Here is a 17554-nt window from a genome sequence, read left to right on the forward strand (position 1 = left end):
GCCCAATAGATTGCTAAATTTCGAAAACTATTTAGTAGGAAAATTATTTTTCTGCTGGATAATTTTCGTAACATCCGTTTTTGTAATTGGTTTGGCTCGATGAGCCGGGGAACGCCCATGGAAGCGCCTGGCCGCCAAGAGTCCTGCTTCAAAGAGCAGATACGTCGGTGCGCCCAGAAGTAGTTGGCTTATTATGTCGGGTGGAGTAAGGAGTGCGGCGAACAACAGGATTGCCACCACCACGTAGGGGCGCTTGCTGCAGACGGTCTCGTAATTCACGATGCCCGCACGGATAAGCGCGTAGGTCACTAGCGGGAACTGGAACATACATCCGAACGCAAGCGAAAGCCATAGCGCGAGTGTTACCAGGTTAGAGACTCCGAATACGGGCTGCAGGGTGGTGCTTGCAAAGCTCATGCCGAACTGCACAATCAGCGGAAAGCAGACGACAAGGCAGAAGGCGACGCCCGCGATAAACAGCCCGCTGGTCATGGCCACGATGGAGCGGATGAAGCGCTTTTCGTTATCGTACAGGGCAGGGAGCACGAACTGCCACATGTTCCAGGCGATGTAGGGCGAAAACAGCACGCAGTCCAGCAGTGCAGAAATCTTGAGCTGCAGCAGGAACACTTCCATCGGGGAAAAGTAATGGAGCGTGACGCCGCCCTGCAGGGCGATTTGCTTACAGAACCAGTCCAGAACGTAGGGCGAAACAAGGAACAGGGGCACGATGCCTATGGCAAGGGCGATAATAGAACGCAAAAGCGCCCGTCGGAGCGCTTCCAAATGCGAAATCAGCGTAGCCTCTTGATCCTGTTTCGAGGACATCAGCCTTTCTTATCTTCAGCCTCGGCGGCTTTTTCCACAGTCTTCTGCAGGTCTTCGGCTTCTTCCTTCAGGGCGTCTTTCGCCTTCTTGTACTCGTTCTGGGCCTTGCCCAGGGAACGCGCAAGTTCAGGAATGCGCTTTGCCCCGAACAAAAGGAGCACCACGACCACAATCAGGATTATTTCTGGAATTCCAATGGACATTTTTTACCTGCCTTTTCCTAGAAATATAACATAATTTCTTTGTATATTTTAGGCAAAAGACAAAGGAGTTTATGATGAAGGTCGTTTTATTCAATGGAAGTCGTCGTGAAAAGGGTTGCACTTATACGGCGCTGAGCCTCGTGGCCGGCGAACTCGAGGCCGCTGGCATCGAGACTGAAATCTTCTTTGTGGGTGGCCGCGTGCTGAAGGGAGAAACCGACGCCGTGGTTCACGAAGCCAAGGAAATCCTTAAAACAGCCGACGCTGTCGTTTACGGCTCCCCGGTCTATTATGCATCCCCAAGCGGCGAGATGCTGATGTTCCTGGACAGGCTTTACGGCATTGCCGAAGCGGAACTTCTCTTTAAGCCGGCAGCAACCGTTGCTTCTGCCCGCCGTGCCGGCACTACCGCAACGCTCGACGCCCTGAACAAGTACCCCACCTTTGCGCAACAGCCCCTGGTGACATCGCGCTACTGGAACATGGTTCACGGTTCTAGTCCCGAAGATGTGCTGAAAGACGAGGAAGGCGTGCAGGTGATGAAGGAACTGGGCCGCAATATGGCGTGGATCCTGAAGAGCATCGAAGCGGGCAAGAAGGCGGGCATTGTGCAGCCTGTTGCCGAAAAGAAAATTTTCACGAACTTTATCCGCTAGAATGGGAACGATGCGCTTGCGTTTTGCGAAGAACAAGAAACTCATGATTACGGCGATTATCTTATCTGTACTTTTTATTTTGGGAGATGTGGGCGTGTTGTTCTTATCGCAGGCAAGTTTCGGGCGCATCCCGCAGGGCAAGCGCCTTGAACGTATCAAGCAGTCGCCGAATTACGACGGAAAGCAGTTCGTGAACGAGGTAGAAACCGTCACCATGACGGGCGACAGGGGCGTGTTTGCCGTGTGGAAGGATTTCCTGTTCGGTGACAAGAGTCAGACCGTTCCCGATACCGCATTGAACGTGCTCAAGACCGACCTGAAGTCGCTACCGCAGGACCGCGATTGGATTGTGTGGTTCGGACATTCCTCGTACCTGCTTAATTTATCTGGAAAGAAGGTGCTGGTGGACCCGGTTTTTTACCAGGGCTCGCCGGTGAGTTTCGTGAACAAGATGTTCAAGGGAACGGACGTCTACAAGCCCGCCGACATGCCGGATATTGACTACCTGGTGATTTCGCACGACCACTGGGACCACCTGGATTACCGGGTGGTGACGGAACTGGAACCTCGCGTAAAGCACGTGGTGACTGGCCTCGGCGTGGGCGAACATTTTGAATACTGGAAATATCCCGTTGAAAAGCTTACCGAACTCGACTGGTGGGAATCTGCCGACTTGGGTGATGGCTTTAGCGTGACGGCGACTCCGGCAAGGCATTTTTCGGGCCGCGATCTTCACCAGAACAAGACCCTGTGGGCATCATTCGCCTTCAAGTCTCCTAAGCGCACTATATGGATTGGCGGTGATTCGGGTTATGGTCCGCACTTCGAGAAAATCGGAAAGAAGTTTACCGACATCGATTTGGCGATTCTTGAAAACGGGCAGTACGACAAGGATTGGTCGCTTATCCACACTATGCCGGAATACCTGGGCAAGGAAATGGTGGAACTGGGCGCGAATCGCTACATGACCGTTCACCATTCTAAGTTCTGCCTGAGCAAGCATTCGTACACGGAACCGCTGGAAAATGCGAAACGTGCCGCCCAGGAATCGGGCAAGCCCGTGCTCATGCCACAAATGGGTGAGGTTGTGTACCTGGAGTAAACCGCATTACCTATGTTTGCGCGTCGATGGCGATATAGTATTTTTCTATATTTGGGCGCGGATGAAAAGACTTTTAGATTTTGATAGCGAGCATTTGTGGCATCCGTATGCGGCGCTGAAAAATACTCCCGCAAGATTTCTTGCCAAAACAGCTCACGGAACAATGATAGAAACGGCAGGCGGCTTGAAACTGATTGATGCCGTTTCGAGTTGGTGGTGCATGGCGCACGGACATAACGCCCCTGAAATCGTTGAGGCGATTCAGAAGCAAAGCGAAAAAATGTGCCATGTGATGTTCGGCGGTTTTACGCACGAGCCCGCGATTGAGCTTGGCGAAAAGCTGGTGAATTTTTTGCCCGAAGGCTTGAACAAGATTTTCTTTGCGGATTCGGGAAGCATTGCCGTGGAATGTGCCGCTAAGATGGCGGTGCAGTATCAATATTCCCTCGGACATCCGGAGCGCTGCAAGTTGGTCGCCCTGAAGGGCGGCTACCACGGAGATACCGCAGGTGCGATGGCGCTTAGCGACCCGGACGGGATGCATACGCTTTTCCGCGGAATCATGCCGCACCATTACTTTGCGGAACGTCCGAACTGCCGCTATGACGAGGCGTGGAATCCGACGGATTTCGCTTCAATGGAACGCGTCGTCGAAGAACATAAGGGTGAAATCGCTGCCGTAATTTGTGAGCCCGTATTCCAGGGCGGAAACGGCATGTGGCTTTACAATGCGGGTTACCTGAAATCACTCCGCGAACTTTGCGACCGTTACGGTATCTTGCTTATTTTGGATGAAATCGCTTCGGGCTTTTATCGAACGGGGCCGCGCTTTGCAATGATGCATGTGGGGATAAAGCCGGACATCATGTGCATCGGCAAGGCGCTCACGGGCGGAAGCATTACGATGGCGGCCTGCGTTGCGTCCGAGAAGGTTGCCGAAACAATTACGAATAGCAAAATTCCGGCATTTATGCACGGCCCGACTTACATGGCGAACCCGCTCGCTTGTGCCGCAGGAATTGCTTCGCTTTCGCTGTTCGAAAGTCGCGATTATGCCTCGAGCGTCAAACGGATTGAAAAACGCCTCAAGCAGAATCTGGAACCGCTTCGTTCGCTTGAAAATGCGGCGGACGTGCGTGTTCTCGGCGCTATCGGAGTCTTGGAACTGAAGGCGAAACCTTCCGCAGACGACATTCTGCGCGTGATTCGCGAAACCGGCGTGTGGCTCAGGCCTTTCTGCAATTACGTGTATACGATGCCTCCGTTCATTACGACCGATTCTGAAATCGACCGCATCTGCGAAGCCATCAAGATGATTGGCGAATGTGAACCCGCGCCTGTCGTAGAAGGCGAAGACGAATTTCATGAGTAAGTAGACATCCTGTCATCCTGGAGCGAAGCGATAGGATCCATTGAGATTTTTATGGAATATTATAGTTTAAAAATGCGGGCCTCACAGCAAGTGGGCGAGGGCGAACAGAAACGCGAGCAGCATATTTCCGGCGCAGAACGCATTGTAAATCGGGATTCTGTTGAGGCTGTTTGTACGGCGATGGTGCGTCGGGCCATGACGCATTCCAAGGGCGACCCTGATTTTATCAATGTGAAAATTGAGAAGGTTCACGAAAACGATATCCAGGTTTTGAAGGCCTTGCCGGTGACACGTATCGATGTGGAAACGTGGCAGGAAGGGCTGGAGAAGGCTTTTGGGGTGGTTGGCGACGCTGCGACCGGCATTCGTGAAAAGCTTCCAGAACTGTTGCACGAAACTTTCCCGATGCGTGGGGCGATGCTCTACGATATCGCGACGGGCGAACGCCTGGAACCTGACCACGAACGCGGCGTGCGTGCGACTTATATGGATGCACTGCATTCGAGCGAAGTGGATGGCTGCAAGAATCATTTTAACGAAGCGATTGTGCTGGCAACCAAGGTGGCGAATGCTCCCGGAATGGTGGCGGAATTTTGCGTGAGCGACGACCCGAATTACGTGACGGGCTATGTCGCGAGCAAGGAACTCGGTTATGTGCGCATCATGAAGATGAAGGAAATGGGCGACGAAAACGGAGGCCGCATTTTCCTGTTTGATTCGCGCAAGGCCAAAGCCGAAGAGTGCATTGAGTATTTGCAGAAGAAGAAAGTGCTCGTAGAAATAGCTGACAGAACTTAGATTGTCATCCTGAGCGGAGAACCGAAGGTTCGAAGTCGAAGGATCTAGGGCAGAATAGCATGAACGAAAGAATCTTAGACTTATTTACGAAAGACGCTTTGGAAACGGCGCGTGCGAACAATACTTACCGCTCGATGCGCTTGATGGAAACGCCGGAATCGTCGTGCGTAAAAATCCGCATGTCCAATGGCGCTTCGCAGGAACAGATCCTGCTGGCTTCCAATTCTTACCTGGACTTGGCGAACGTCGACGAACTCAAGCAGGCGATGGCCCAGGCAGTTTTGGAGTGGGGTACAGGGAGCGGGGGAGCCCGCCTTACTACGGGTAACAAGACTCCGCATCAGGAACTGGAAGAATTTATCGCAAAATTCAAGGGCGAAGAATCCGCTATCACCTTCAATACGGGCTACATGGCGAATGTCGGTACGATTTCGGCTTTGTGCGGCAAGAACGACTTTGTCTTTAGCGATGAATTGAACCACGCGAGCATTATTGACGGAATCAGGTTGTCGCGAGCCAAATGCTTTGTTTACAAGCATAACAATATGGCGGATTTGGTGCGGGTTATTAAAGAGGCCAAGTCGGAACAAGATGCAAAACAAGATGCGCGGACCTTCCGCGGCCTTATCGTGACGGATGCTGTTTTCAGCATGGATGGCGACCTTGCGAATTTGCCGGAACTTTTGCGCATTGCTAGGGAGCAGGGCGTTTTGTTGATGATTGACGAGGCGCACGCCACGGGTGTGCTCGGCAAGACCGGTCGCGGGCTTGCCGAACACTACGGCTGTGCTCACGCCGATGTAACCGTCGGCACATTGAGCAAAGCCGTCGCCGCCGAGGGCGGCTTCGTGGCGGGCAAGCAACAACTGATTGATTTTTTGCGCAACAAGGCCCGCAGCTTTATCTTCACGACGGCGATGGCCCCTGCTGTTGTCGCTGCCGCCTGCAATAACTTGCGTTACATCGATGCACACCCTGAACGCGTGCAGAACTTGCGCGATAACGTGAAATTTTTCTGCGAAGCCTTGCAACGCGAAGGCGTGAACGTGGAACAGTCTCCTTCGGCGATTGTTCCGATTGTCATTGGCGACGAGGCCCGCGCTTTGGAAATTTCTGCAAAACTCCAGGATGCGGGAATATTGATTCCTGCCATTCGTTACCCGACAGTCGCCAAGGGACAAGCCCGCCTCCGTGCAAGCTTGATGGCCACACATACGCATGAACAACTTCATGCCGCCGCAACAACCATCGCTCAAATCATAAATGATTGCTTGTGAAGCGTCGCTATTCCTAACCACTAATCACTAACCACTGTTTATTTTTTATGTCCAAAGGTTATTTCGTTACAGCGACCGGAACCGATGTCGGCAAGACCTTCATTACCGCCCTTCTCGTTAAAAAATGGCGCGATTCCGGCATTGATGCGGGCTACTACAAGGCGGCCCTCAGCGGCGCAGAACTCCGCGACGGCAAATGGGTTGCAGGTGATGCCGATTACGTGAAACGCATCGCAAATCTTCCCGATACGCAAGAACAGCTCGTCAGCTATGTCTATAAAGAAGCCGTCTCTCCGCATCTCGCTGCCCGCAAAGAAGGCAACCCAGTAGAACTCGCGAAAGTCAAAGCCGATTTTGAAGCGGCCTGTGTTCGTCATGAATTCGTTTTCGCCGAAGGCAGCGGAGGAATCATTTGCCCCATCCGCTACGATGACCAGAAAGTATTCCTCGTCGATATCATGAAAACGTTAGGCCTTCCGCTGCTTATTGTTACGACAGCGGCTCTCGGCTCCATTAACGCCTGCGTGCTCACGGTGGAATACGCTCGCAGCTGTGGCCTCGATGTTCGCGGCCTCATCGTGAATCGCTACGGCTCTAGCGGTAACCTCGAAATGGAAGACGACAACATCCGCATGATGCAAGATTTGACGGGGCTTGAAATCCTTGCAAAAGTAAAAAACGGCGACACCGATCTAGGTGTGCAACCGTTTTAAAAACTAAAGAAACAAATCAGTCGGCGCTACGATGCGTCAATGTCGGCGGCAATATGCAAATCGAAGTCGGGGTAGGCTTCGCTGATTTCCTTGTGGAGTATGTCCAGCCCCTCTTGCGGCTTGATCTCGAAATTCATGACCACATCAAAACGCATGGTGCGGTCTTCAAGGTTCACGTAAAAGCCGTGGAGTTGCAATGCCCAAGGGTGCTCCTTTACCAACTTCAACACGTTGCTGCGAATTTTGGCAGCTTCGTCATTCTTGGTGTTGTGTGAATACACGCCTACGCCCGTGAGAATCACGCCGGTTTCTTTGAGTACGCTTGCCTGTACCCTGCGGGTCAGTACGTCGACTTCTTCGACGGTCATGGTGTCGGGGAGTTCCAAGTGCACGGAACCGAGAAACTTGTCTGGACCGTAATTGTTGAGAATGACGTCGTAAGCGCCGCGGACTTGCGGTTCTTCGGTGAGTAGCGCCTTGATTTTCTTGACCAGGTCGCCATCGGCGCGCTTGCCCAGAATGTCGTCCAGGGTTTCGATCAGCATGCCGATGCCCGACTTGATGATGAATCCTGAAATCACGAGGCCTACGTAGGCTTCAAGCGAAATGCCTGTGAGAATGAAGACGATGGCCGAAGCCAGCACCGAAAGGGAGAGAATGGCGTCGAACAGGGCGTCTGCACCCGATGCCACGAGTGCGCCTGAGTTTACGCGTTCGCCTTGGCGTTTCACGAATTTGCCGAGCACGAGTTTTACCACTACTGCCGAGGCGATAATCACCAACGAAGCCGTGGAGTAGTCCGCTGCTTCGGGGTGGATAATCTTCGTGACCGATTCCACCGCCGAGGTACCGCCGGCGTAAAGCACGATTGCCGCAACTACCATTGCGCTCAAGTATTCGATTCGACCGTAACCGAGCGGGTGTTTTTTGTCGGGCAACTTGTTCGAAAGTTTTGCGCCCACAATCGTAATGACCGAGGACAAAGCGTCAGAAAGGTTGTTCACAGCATCTAGCGTCACGGCGATGGAGTTTGTTGCAAAACCGACGAACGCCTTGAATGCCGACAGCACGATGTTTGCCGCAATGCCGATGATGCTTGTTCGGACAATGACCTTTTGGCGGTTTTCTGCTTCGTTCATAAAATCTGATCCTTTTTTTAACGGAAATTAGAAATAAATGACCTTTGGAATTTTTTGTGGACAGCGATGTCAACGGAAAAAAGTTTACATGCGAGCGGAACAATTTTTTTGAAAGTATTTTCTGAAATAGAAAATCAAAAAGGAGTGGTTTTATGAATCATACTCTATGGACAGGTGTGTCCGTTGGCGTTCTTATGGCGTTGTCTGCAATGTCGGCAAATGCATTTACCCTGACAGGCAAGGTGAGCGACGATGGCGGCAAGGCTATCCGTGGCGCAGATGTTTTGCTTGTTCAAAAAGGCCTCAATGCGAAAACGGATGCCTCGGGCGCGTTCACGATTCACCAGGACGAGGAATCGCAGGCATTGGCGAGCAGGATTGCTGTCGGATATCTCTCCGTGAACAACGGCGTTTTATCGTTTTCGCAGGGGCAAAATTCTCCGGTACAGGTGCAGATTTTCGACGTGTTCGGAAACCGCCTGCTGAATGAAACTCTCTACGGCGCGGGTACGGTTGACATGAAGTCTTCCGTTAAAGCGCAGGGCAAGTACTTCGCGCGCGTCCGCGTAGGTAGTGCTTCGCAAACGTTCCAGTTTGTCGCCGATGGAAGTTTCAATACGGCATTCGGCGCGAAGTCTGGAGCAAAGGCGCTTCTCAAGGTGGGCGATTCGGACAATCTGCGCGTTGTTGCCGACGGTTTCGATACCCTCAATGTAAAGCTCGACAATCTTGACACGAATCTTGCGCTTACGCTCAAGAAAACCGCTCCGTCGCAACCGCAGTACGAATACGGATGGGGCCTCAAGAACGACCCGGTCCCTACTCGTGGTTGTGGCAAGGACACGAAACTTGATTACAAGTATCGTGGCGACAAGCCCTACATTGATTTCAGGTGGAGCAAGGGCGTGCGTACCGTGCGTATTGACATGCCGAAAAGTTACGACAAGAACAAACCGTACAAACTCATTTTCGGAATGCAGTGCATGGGCGGAGCCGGAAGTATCGTGCAAGATGAAGGCTATCATGGCCTCAAATGGATTGACAAGAACGAAACCGCAATTTTCGTTGCGCCCGAAGGCAATGGAAACCAGCTGCCCTGGGGGCAAGATGATTACCTCCTGTTTGACGAACTCCTCGCATACCTCGAAGGAAACTTCTGCATCGATTCGAGCCGAGTGTTTTCCACGGGATTCAGCTACGGCGCCATGTTCAGCAATGGCCTTTCGTGGAACCACCAGGACGTGCTTCGCGCAGTGGCCGTTTACGAAACCGCGGAACGCAACATCTGGCTCCCGCAGCGCAAGAATATGGGAATCGGCTGGATGGGCGTGCTCGGCCTCGATGACGGCATGTGCACCCCTGAAATGGGCAGGAACGCGCGCGACATCATCTTGACGCTCAACTCCGAAGGCGGCAAGGCGAAGAACGAACGCGCCGAAGAAGCCCAACGCAACGCCCCGCACAAGTGCTACGACTACACGACCGTCGAGGAAAGATTCCCCGTTCGCTGGTGCACGCAGAGCGGTGGCCACATCTGGGACCACAAGGACCCCGGCCAGCAGCAGTCCTGGGTGCCGCAAGCCACATGGGATTTTTTCGAGAAGTTCTAGCGGATAAATACATCATTCTGTTGTCAATTTATCAAAACGAATTCGAATAAAGCCTTATATTAAGCGAATTTTTCAACTTATTTTATAGTAAGTAAAGTTCGTATGGGAGGCTTTATGTCGTTTTCAATTAAGAGATTTCCCTTTTTTGCAGGTTTTGTCGCGTTTTTGGGCACCCTCGCCAGTGCGGCAACGATTAACGTAGATATCGGCAAGGAATACCAGCGCATCAGCGGCTTTGGGGCCGCCTCGGCATGGGCCGGTTCCATCACCGACAAGAATGCCGCTTTCCTCTGGGACTCCACCAGTGGCGCCGGGCTTACGCTGCACCGCATCCGCATTGCCCCGGACGGCACCACATCTGAAACGAGTATCGCAAAAAAGGCGAGTGAATACGGCGTCAAAGTCTGGGCTGCCCCATGGACATCCAGATACACCATAAATTACGACGGCGACAAAAAGCACCTGGATTTCAATCACGCTCAGGACTGGGCCAACACCATTTTGAAGTTTACGCAAGACATGCGGAAGGCTGGTGTTAATCTATATGCAATTTCGTCGCAAAACGAGCCCGACGGCACCGGAGACAACCACTACGAACCCGATGAATTGGCGCGTTGGGTCGGCGACTACCTTGGCCCCACCCTCGATACCACGGGCATCAAAATCATTGGCACCGAAGCCATCAACTGGTACGGATTCCCCAATTACAAAAAAGCCTTCTTCAACAATCCCGCCGCCCTGAAATATACGGACATTTTCGGGACGCACGAATACGGCGGAGATCCGGCTGCTTACCCCGAAATCCACGAAGCCGGCAAGGAATTCTGGGAAACCGAAGTCTATGATCTTGGAAGTAACAAGGAAGACGTGGGCATGGGAAGTGCTCTCCGCGTTGCAGGTGTAATCCATGACGCCCTGACTATTGCGAACATGAACGCCTGGCATTTTTGGTGGATTTATTCCTGCAGCGAAGCCAGCTGCGGCAACGGAGCCCTCTGGCCGCAAGGACAAGGCAACCCCGACAATGTGGAGCCTACCAAGCGACTCTGGGTCATGGGGAACTTCAGCCGCTTCGCGCGACCCGGCTCCTGGAGAATCGACGCCACCAAGAATCCGGAAGCAAACGTAAAGGTCACCGCCTACCGCGACTCCCTCAAGACGAAAATCGCAGTCGTCATTCTCAATTCCAAGAACGAGGAATTCAAGGCGGACTTTGATTTCGGAAACACAAAGATTGGAAGTTTCAAACCCTACGTCACCGACGACAATAGCAACCTCAAAGAAGGAACCGAAGTCAAAGTCGACGATACAAAGTGCAGTTACAGCATCCCGGCCCGTAGCGCAACGACAGTCGAATTCATTCTGTGGCAGGAGCCAAAGGTTGAACCGCCTTCAGACTCTACCGATGCAATTGCCTTCGGGACGCATGCTGCGCCCCAAAGCCTTCAAAGTACATATAAAGTATTTAGCCCGCTCGGCGCGTTCATCGGTGAATTCCAAGCCGGACATATCGGCGATCTCCGCAACGCCATGACAAACGCAGGCTTAAGCCGCGGCGTGTACATGGTCAAACGTGGCAATGCCAAAACGCAACATATGATTTTGAAATAGCCCAATTCAAGATATAGGGTTAGTTAAAGCAAAAAACGCAGGCTCGTGTTGAGTCTGCGCTTAATGCTTTAGATCCTTCGACTTCGAGGCTTATGCCTCTCCGCTCAGGATGACATGTTGTATCACTTCTTCACGTGCCTATGGTACTCCTGTAAACTGCACACTTCAAATCTTCCGAAGTCGTGCTTGTCCATGAGGCCTTCGACGGTGGAGGTGAGGGCGGCGATGGTCGTCGTGATAGGAATGCCGGAGACGACCGCCTTGGAGCGCATCTGGATTTCATCGACCATGGCTTCGGCGCCGTTCTCGGTGGTGTTCACGATCCACTGCACTTCCTTGTCGTGAATGAGGTCCAGTAGGTTCGGGCGGCCACGGGAGATGCGGAACACGGCGCGGGTCTTGATGCCTTCGTTGTAGAGCATCGTAGAGGTGCCGCGGGTGGCGTAAATCTGGTAGCCCATGTCTACGAGGCGCTTGATGAGCGGAACGGCCTTCTGCTTGTCTTCGTCCTTGAGCGAGACGAAAATGTTGCCTTCGCTCGGCACCTTGTTGCCTGCAGCGAGCTGGCTCTTGAGGTAGGCAAGGCCGCGGTCGCGATCGATGCTCATGACTTCGCCGGTAGACTTCATTTCCGGAGAAAGCGTGATGTCCACGCCCGGGAACTTGACGAACGGAAACACGGCTTCCTTGACGCTCACGTAAGGCACGTGGACTTCTTCGGTAAAGCCGATTTGTTCGAGGGTCTCGCCGAGCATGCAGCGGCTTGCGTAGCTGGCGAGCGGAACGCCGATGGACTTGGAAACGAACGGCACGGTGCGGGAGGCGCGCGGGTTCACTTCGATCATGTAGAGTTCGCCATCCTTGACGGCGAGCTGCATGTTCATGAGGCCGACCACGTGGAGTTCCCTTGCAAAGTCCTTCGCATATTGGCGAACCTTGTCCTGGATTTCCTTGGAAAGCGTCATGGGCGGAATCACGCTTGCGGAGTCGCCGGAGTGGATACCTGCGGGTTCCACGTGTTCCATAATGGCGCCCACCACGGTGTGCTTGCCGTCGCTGATGCAGTCCACGTCGAGTTCGGTGGCGTCTTCCAAGAAGCGGTCGATAAGAATCGGCTTGCCTTCGCCAATAGCGGCGGCTTCTTCCACGAACTTGCGCAGGTATTTTTCCTTGTAGACAATCACCATGCCGCGGCCGCCGAGAACGAAGCTCGGGCGCACAAGCACGGGGTAGCCAATGCGGTCGACAATAGCCAAGGCTTCTTCCACGTTGTGGGCGATGCCGGATGCGGCCTGCTTGATACCGACCTTGTCGACCAGCTGCTTGAAGAAGTCGCGGTCTTCGGCGAGGTCAATGTCTTCGGGGCTCGTGCCGACCACGTTTGCTCCGGCCTTTTTGAGGCGCATGGCGAGGTTCAGCGGAGTCTGACCACCGAATTGCACGATGACGCCTGCGCAGTTTTCGCGTTCGTAAATGCCCATCACGTCTTCGAGCGTGAGCGGCTCGAAGTAGAGCTTGTCGGAGGTGTCGTAGTCGGTGGAAACCGTTTCGGGGTTCGAGTTCACCATGATGACTTCGTAGCCTTCGCGACGCAGCGTAAAGGCTGCGTGGCAGCAGCAGTAGTCAAATTCGATACCCTGGCCGATTCGGTTCGGACCGCCGCCGAGCACCATGATGCGCTTCTTGCCGCGGTTGCCGATAATCGTGCGGACCGGTTCGGAATTTTCGGCCCAGCAACTGTAATAATACGGCGTAATGGCTTCGAATTCGCCAGCGCAAGTGTCTACGGAGTAGTAGCTCGGCTTGAGGCCAATCTGCTTACGCACTTCCATGACGTCTTCGGGGCGCTTGTGGAACATGTAGGCAATCTGGATATCGCTAAAGCCGAATTCCTTGGCCTGGCGAAACAGCGGAATGTTCTTGGCGAGGCCGGCGAGAGACTTGGCGGCCTTGATTTCGTCTTCAAAGTAGGCGAGTTCTTCCAAGTGACGCAAGAAATAGCGGTCAATCTTGGTGAGTTCGTAAAGTTTTTCGATGCTCCAGCCGCGACGGAAGGCTTCGTACAGCACGAAGATGCGTTCGGCGTTCGGACGGGCGACTTCCTTGGTGAGCGTTTCGTCGTCGTATTCCTTGAACTTTTCGCACTTGGCGCAAGAACCGAATCCACCGTAACCTGTTTCGAGCGAGCGCAGCGCCTTCTGCATGGCCTGCTTGAAGTTGGTGCCGATGGCCATCGCTTCGCCCACGGACTTCATCTGGGTGCCGAGTGTAGAATCGGCCTTCGGGAACTTTTCGAAGGTGAAGCGCGGAACCTTCACCACCACGTAGTCAAGCGCCGGCTCAAAGCAGCTCGGGGTCGTTTGCGTAATGTCATTGCGGAGTTCGTCGAGCGTGTAGCCCACGGCAAGGAGCGCTGCAATCTTTGCGATGGGGAAGCCCGTTGCCTTGGAGGCGAGTGCAGAAGAACGGGACACACGCGGGTTCATTTCGATGATGATGCGGCGGCCGGTCTTCGGTTCGATAGCCCACTGCACGTTAGAACCACCGGTTTCCACGCCGATGGCTTCCATGACCTTCAAGGAGTCGTCACGCATGGCCTGGTAGGCGCGGTCATCGAGGCTCTGGATCGGGGCGACCGTGATGGAGTCGCCTGTGTGCACGCCCATGGGGTCGAGGTTTTCGATGGAGCACACGATAACGGCGTTGCCCTTCTTGTCGCGCATGACTTCCATTTCGAATTCTTTCCAGCCAAGCAGCGATTCTTCGATAAGCACTTCGTTGTTGAGCGATGCGTCGAGACCGCGGTTCACGATGGTTTCGAATTCTTCGGGATTGTGGGCGATACCGCCGCCCGTGCCACCCAGCGTAAAGCCTGGACGAATAATCAATGGCCAGCTGCCGATGGTGTTGGCGATTGCGGTAGCTTCGCTCATGGAGTGTGCCGAACCGGAGCGGGGGAGGTCCAGGCCAATCTTGAGCATGGCTTCCTTGAACAGGTGACGGTCTTCGGCGCGCTGGATGGATTCGGCCTTTGCACCGATAAGTTCCACCTGGTAGCGGTCCAAAATGCCGCGTTCATTGAGTTCCATGGCGAGGTTCAAAGCGGTCTGACCGCCGAGAGTCGGGAGCAAGGCGTCCGGACGTTCGCGACGGATGATTTCGTGCAGAATATCGACGCTCAGTGGCTCGATGTAGGTGCGGTCGGCCATTTCGGGGTCGGTCATGATGGTGGCCGGGTTGGAGTTCACGAGCACCACTTCGTAGCCTTCACGGCGCAGCACCTTGCAGGCCTGCACGCCGGAGTAGTCGAATTCGCAGCCCTGGCCAATTACGATCGGGCCAGAACCAATGAGCATAATCTTCTTGATGTCTGTACGTTTAGGCATTCTTCTTGCCTCCATTCACATTCTTCTGCGCGGCTTTTGCGGTCGCGGTTTTTGTTTTGCCATTTTTCTGAGCAAGAGCGGCTTTTACAAGCCCGCTGAACAGCGGGTGCGGTGCCGTAGGACGGCTCTTGAATTCCGGATGGAACTGGCAGGCTTCGAAGTAGGGGTGGTTCTTGATTTCCACCATCTCGACGAGCTTGCCATCGGGCGATGTACCGGCAATCTTGAGGCCGGCCTTTTCGAGTTCCTTGCGGAATTCGCTGTTGTAGTTGAATTCGTAGCGGTGACGATGGCGTTCGCTAATTTTTTCACTCTTGTAGAGCTTTGCGGCGTTGGAATCCTTCATGAGCTTGCACGGGTAAGCGCCGAGGCGCATGGTGCCGCCCTTTTCGGTGACGTTCTTCTGTTCGTCCATCAGGTCAATGACCGGGTGGGCCGTCTTTTCGTCGAATTCCGTGGAGTTGGCGTCCTTCCAGCCGAGTACGTTGCGTGCAAATTCAATCACGCAGCATTGCATGCCGAGACAAATTCCCAGCAGCGGGACCTTGTGTTCGCGGGCGTAGCGAATGGCTACGCACTTGCCGTTCACGCCGCGGCTACCGAATCCACCCGGAATCAGAATGCCGTCGGCGTTCTTGATGAGGTTCGGATTCTTTTCGAGTTCTTCGGCCTCGATACATTCCACCTTCACCTTGGCGTTGTGTTCCATGCCGGCATGCTGCAAGGCTTCGTGCACGGACTTGTAGGCGTCGCGGATGGCGATGTACTTGCCCACAAGCGCGATGGTGCATTCATACTTGGGCTGGGTAGCCTTCTTGACGAGTTTGTCCCATTCGGAGTGGATAATCGGATGCACGCTCAGGCGGAGCTGTTCAAGCACGCGGAGGTCGAGCTCTTGCTTGGAAAGTTCGCGGGGCACGGCGTATACAGAATCCGTCACGTCCTTTTCTTCGATGACGCATTCGGGCTTCACATTGCAGAAGAGCGCGAGCTTGTCCAAGTGATCTTGCGGGATCGTCATTTCGGTACGGCACACGAGAATGTCCGGGAAGATACCGATGTTGCGGAGCTCGGCAACCGAGTGCTGCGAAGGCTTTGTCTTGAGTTCGCCGGCCGCCTTCAGGTAAGGCACGAGAACCAGGTGGATAAAGCAAGTGTTTTCGACGCCCACTTCAAAACGGAACTGTCTTGCGGCTTCGAGGAACGGAAGCGATTCAATGTCGCCAGCCACACCGCCGATTTCGCAGAGCACGATGTCGGCGCCGCTTTCGGCTGCAGAGCGGAAGGCGTCCTTGATTTCGTTGGTAATGTGCGGAATCACCTGCACCGTACCGCCGAGGTACTTGCCCGCGCGTTCCTTCGCGAGTACGGAAGAATAGATGCGGCCCGAAGTGTAGCTTGAAGCCTTGGAACACTGCACGCCGGCAAAACGTTCGTAGTGGCCTAGGTCAAGGTCGGTTTCGTAGCCGTCGTCGGTCACGAAAACTTCACCGTGCTGGTAGGGGCTCATGGTGCCCGGGTCCACGTTCAGGTACGGGTCCAGTTTCTGCATGAACACCTTGTAGCCGCGGCTCTTGAGAAGGAGCGCCAGCGATGCGGAGGTGATTCCCTTACCGAGGGAGCTGACCACGCCGCCGGTAATGAAAATGTACTTGGTCTGTTTTTTTGCGGCAGCTTTAGAGGAGGACATTTTTTACCTCTTTGGGGACTTCAGCGGGCTTGGGGGTGCTGACTTGTTTTGCTTTGAATTCTTCGATCATTTGTCTGAATTCACTAAACAGGTAGAGAGAATCGTTCGGGCCCGGAGCAGATTCCGGGTGGTACTGCACACTGAATGCCGGCAGCGTCGTGTGGCGGATGCCTTCGACTGTGTTGTCGTTCAGGTTGATGTGAGTGACTTCGACTTCTTCGGGGAGCGTGATGGCGTCGATAGCGTAGTTGTGGTTCTGGCTCGTGATTTCGACGGCGCCAGTCTTTACGTTCTTGACCGGATGATTGCAGCCGTGGTGGCCGAACTTGAGCTTGGACACGTTTGCGCCAAAGGCGAGGCCGAGCAACTGGTTCCCTAGGCAAATGCCCATCAGAGGAACTTTACCTAAAAGCTGCTTGACAACGGCAACAACCTGCGGAAGGCTGTTCGGGTCGGCAGGACCGTTTGAAAGGAACACGCCGTCGGGGTTCTTTGCCATGATCTGTTCATAGGTGGCGGTAATCGGGAGCACAGTGACCTTCATACCTTGTTTTACCAGGTTTCTAAGAATATTTGTCTTGATGCCGAAATCGAGTGCGACCACGTGCAGGTCGCCTTCGGTGCTGAGCTCGTAGCCGTTCGGGTCGCTTACTTTGCTGGCGTAGTCCTGACCGTCCAGACCTTCCCATTCCTGAGCCTTCTGGATAGCTTCTTCTTCGCTCATGTCGGTACCGTCTACGTGCAGGTAGGCCTTCTGGGCGCCGTTGTTGCGCAGATGAATCGTGAGGGCGCGGGTGTCGACGCCTGCAATGCCCGGCTTGTTGTGCTTGAGCATGTAGTCGTGCAGGCTTTCTTCATTCAGTTCCTTAGAAACTTCGTCCAACGAGTTTACGACGATTCCGTTCAGGAACACGTCGCGCGATTCGGATTTTTCATGGTTTGCTGCGTAGGCGCCGACTTCGGCGGTGGTGAATACCACGAACTGGCCTGCGTAAGAGGGGTCGGTCAAAATCTGCTTGTAGCCGGCCATACCGGTGTTGAAAACGGCTTCACCGACGGTATCGGTGGTAGAGCCAAAGGCGTAGCCCCTAAAAACGGTTCCGTCTGCCAGTGCCAGAAACGCCTTCTTTTCGCGTTTCGCTTTCCAGTTGAATCTATCTGTCATATAT

14 protein-coding genes are annotated in these 17554 nt (G+C 53.9%); 8 read left to right on the forward strand and 6 right to left on the reverse strand.

Going from position 1 to position 17554, the window contains the following annotated elements; all coding sequences use genetic code 11:
- Positions 1-27 precede the first annotated feature (27 nt).
- Together tatC and tatA are read right to left on the reverse strand one after the other, a co-directional pair.
- The gene (tatC, locus tag B7988_RS10065) at positions 28-828 is read right to left on the reverse strand and encodes a twin-arginine translocase subunit TatC (RefSeq protein WP_088657795.1); all 801 of its coding nucleotides are present in this window, start codon (positions 826-828) and stop codon (positions 28-30) included.
- Positions 828-1031: a twin-arginine translocase TatA/TatE family subunit gene (tatA, locus tag B7988_RS10070; RefSeq protein ID WP_073189532.1), complete on the reverse strand. Its 204-nt coding sequence runs from the start codon at positions 1029-1031 to the stop codon at positions 828-830. Before tatA ends, tatC begins: the two co-directional genes overlap by 1 nt.
- Positions 1032-1105: 74 nt before the next feature.
- Here tatA and B7988_RS10075 point away from each other — a divergent pair, with 74 nt between their 5' ends.
- The 6 genes from B7988_RS10075 (at position 1106) to bioD (ending at position 6949) form a co-directional block, all read left to right on the forward strand.
- The gene (locus B7988_RS10075; protein WP_088657847.1) at positions 1106-1687 is read left to right on the forward strand and encodes a flavodoxin family protein; all 582 of its coding nucleotides are present in this window, start codon (positions 1106-1108) and stop codon (positions 1685-1687) included.
- Position 1688: 1 nt separating this feature from the next.
- On the forward strand, positions 1689-2789 hold the full coding sequence (locus tag B7988_RS10080; RefSeq protein ID WP_170930620.1) for an MBL fold metallo-hydrolase: 1101 nt from the start codon (positions 1689-1691) through the stop codon (positions 2787-2789).
- 61 nt (positions 2790-2850) lie between these two features.
- Positions 2851-4161 carry an adenosylmethionine--8-amino-7-oxononanoate transaminase gene (gene bioA, locus B7988_RS10085; protein WP_088657849.1) on the forward strand — a complete coding sequence of 437 codons (1311 nt, stop codon included), beginning with the start codon at positions 2851-2853 and terminating at the stop codon, positions 4159-4161.
- A 51-nt stretch (positions 4162-4212) separates the two neighbouring features.
- Positions 4213-4959, forward strand: coding sequence for a 6-carboxyhexanoate--CoA ligase (locus B7988_RS10090; RefSeq protein WP_088657796.1), 747 nt, complete (start codon positions 4213-4215; stop codon positions 4957-4959).
- A 59-nt stretch (positions 4960-5018) separates the two neighbouring features.
- Positions 5019-6236: an 8-amino-7-oxononanoate synthase gene (gene bioF, locus B7988_RS10095; RefSeq protein WP_088657797.1), complete on the forward strand. Its 1218-nt coding sequence runs from the start codon at positions 5019-5021 to the stop codon at positions 6234-6236.
- A gap of 47 nt (positions 6237-6283) precedes the next feature.
- Positions 6284-6949, forward strand: coding sequence for a dethiobiotin synthase (gene bioD, locus B7988_RS10100; RefSeq protein WP_073054826.1), 666 nt, complete (start codon positions 6284-6286; stop codon positions 6947-6949).
- 26 nt (positions 6950-6975) lie between these two features.
- Here bioD and B7988_RS10105 read toward each other — a convergent pair whose 3' ends face one another.
- On the reverse strand, positions 6976-8088 hold the full coding sequence (locus B7988_RS10105; RefSeq protein WP_088657798.1) for a cation diffusion facilitator family transporter: 1113 nt from the start codon (positions 8086-8088) through the stop codon (positions 6976-6978).
- Positions 8089-8240: 152 nt separating this feature from the next.
- Between B7988_RS10105 and B7988_RS10110 the strand changes: the two genes are divergently transcribed.
- Together B7988_RS10110 and B7988_RS10115 are read left to right on the forward strand one after the other, a co-directional pair.
- The gene (locus tag B7988_RS10110) at positions 8241-9698 is read left to right on the forward strand and encodes an esterase (protein WP_249268954.1); all 1458 of its coding nucleotides are present in this window, start codon (positions 8241-8243) and stop codon (positions 9696-9698) included.
- Positions 9699-9812: 114 nt separating this feature from the next.
- On the forward strand, positions 9813-11309 hold the full coding sequence (locus tag B7988_RS10115) for a glycoside hydrolase family 30 beta sandwich domain-containing protein (protein ID WP_088657851.1): 1497 nt from the start codon (positions 9813-9815) through the stop codon (positions 11307-11309).
- A 122-nt stretch (positions 11310-11431) separates the two neighbouring features.
- On the opposite strand, the gene carB is transcribed toward B7988_RS10115, so the two are convergent.
- The 3 genes from carB to carA are packed head-to-tail and all read right to left on the reverse strand — an operon-like array spanning position 11432 to position 17550.
- Positions 11432-14695 carry a carbamoyl-phosphate synthase large subunit gene (carB, locus tag B7988_RS10120; RefSeq protein ID WP_088657799.1) on the reverse strand — a complete coding sequence of 1088 codons (3264 nt, stop codon included), beginning with the start codon at positions 14693-14695 and terminating at the stop codon, positions 11432-11434.
- On the reverse strand, positions 14688-16385 hold the full coding sequence (locus B7988_RS10125; protein ID WP_088657800.1) for a CTP synthase: 1698 nt from the start codon (positions 16383-16385) through the stop codon (positions 14688-14690). The genes carB and B7988_RS10125 overlap by 8 nt, the downstream gene beginning before the upstream one ends.
- Positions 16372-17550 (reverse strand): glutamine-hydrolyzing carbamoyl-phosphate synthase small subunit, encoded by a 1179-nt coding sequence (carA, locus tag B7988_RS10130; RefSeq protein ID WP_088657801.1) that lies wholly within the window; start codon positions 17548-17550, stop codon positions 16372-16374. Before carA ends, B7988_RS10125 begins: the two co-directional genes overlap by 14 nt.
- Positions 17551-17554 lie beyond the last annotated feature (4 nt).

This window comes from Fibrobacter sp. UWB1, assembly GCF_002210325.1.
Taxonomy (GTDB): Bacteria; Fibrobacterota; Fibrobacteria; order Fibrobacterales; family Fibrobacteraceae; genus Fibrobacter.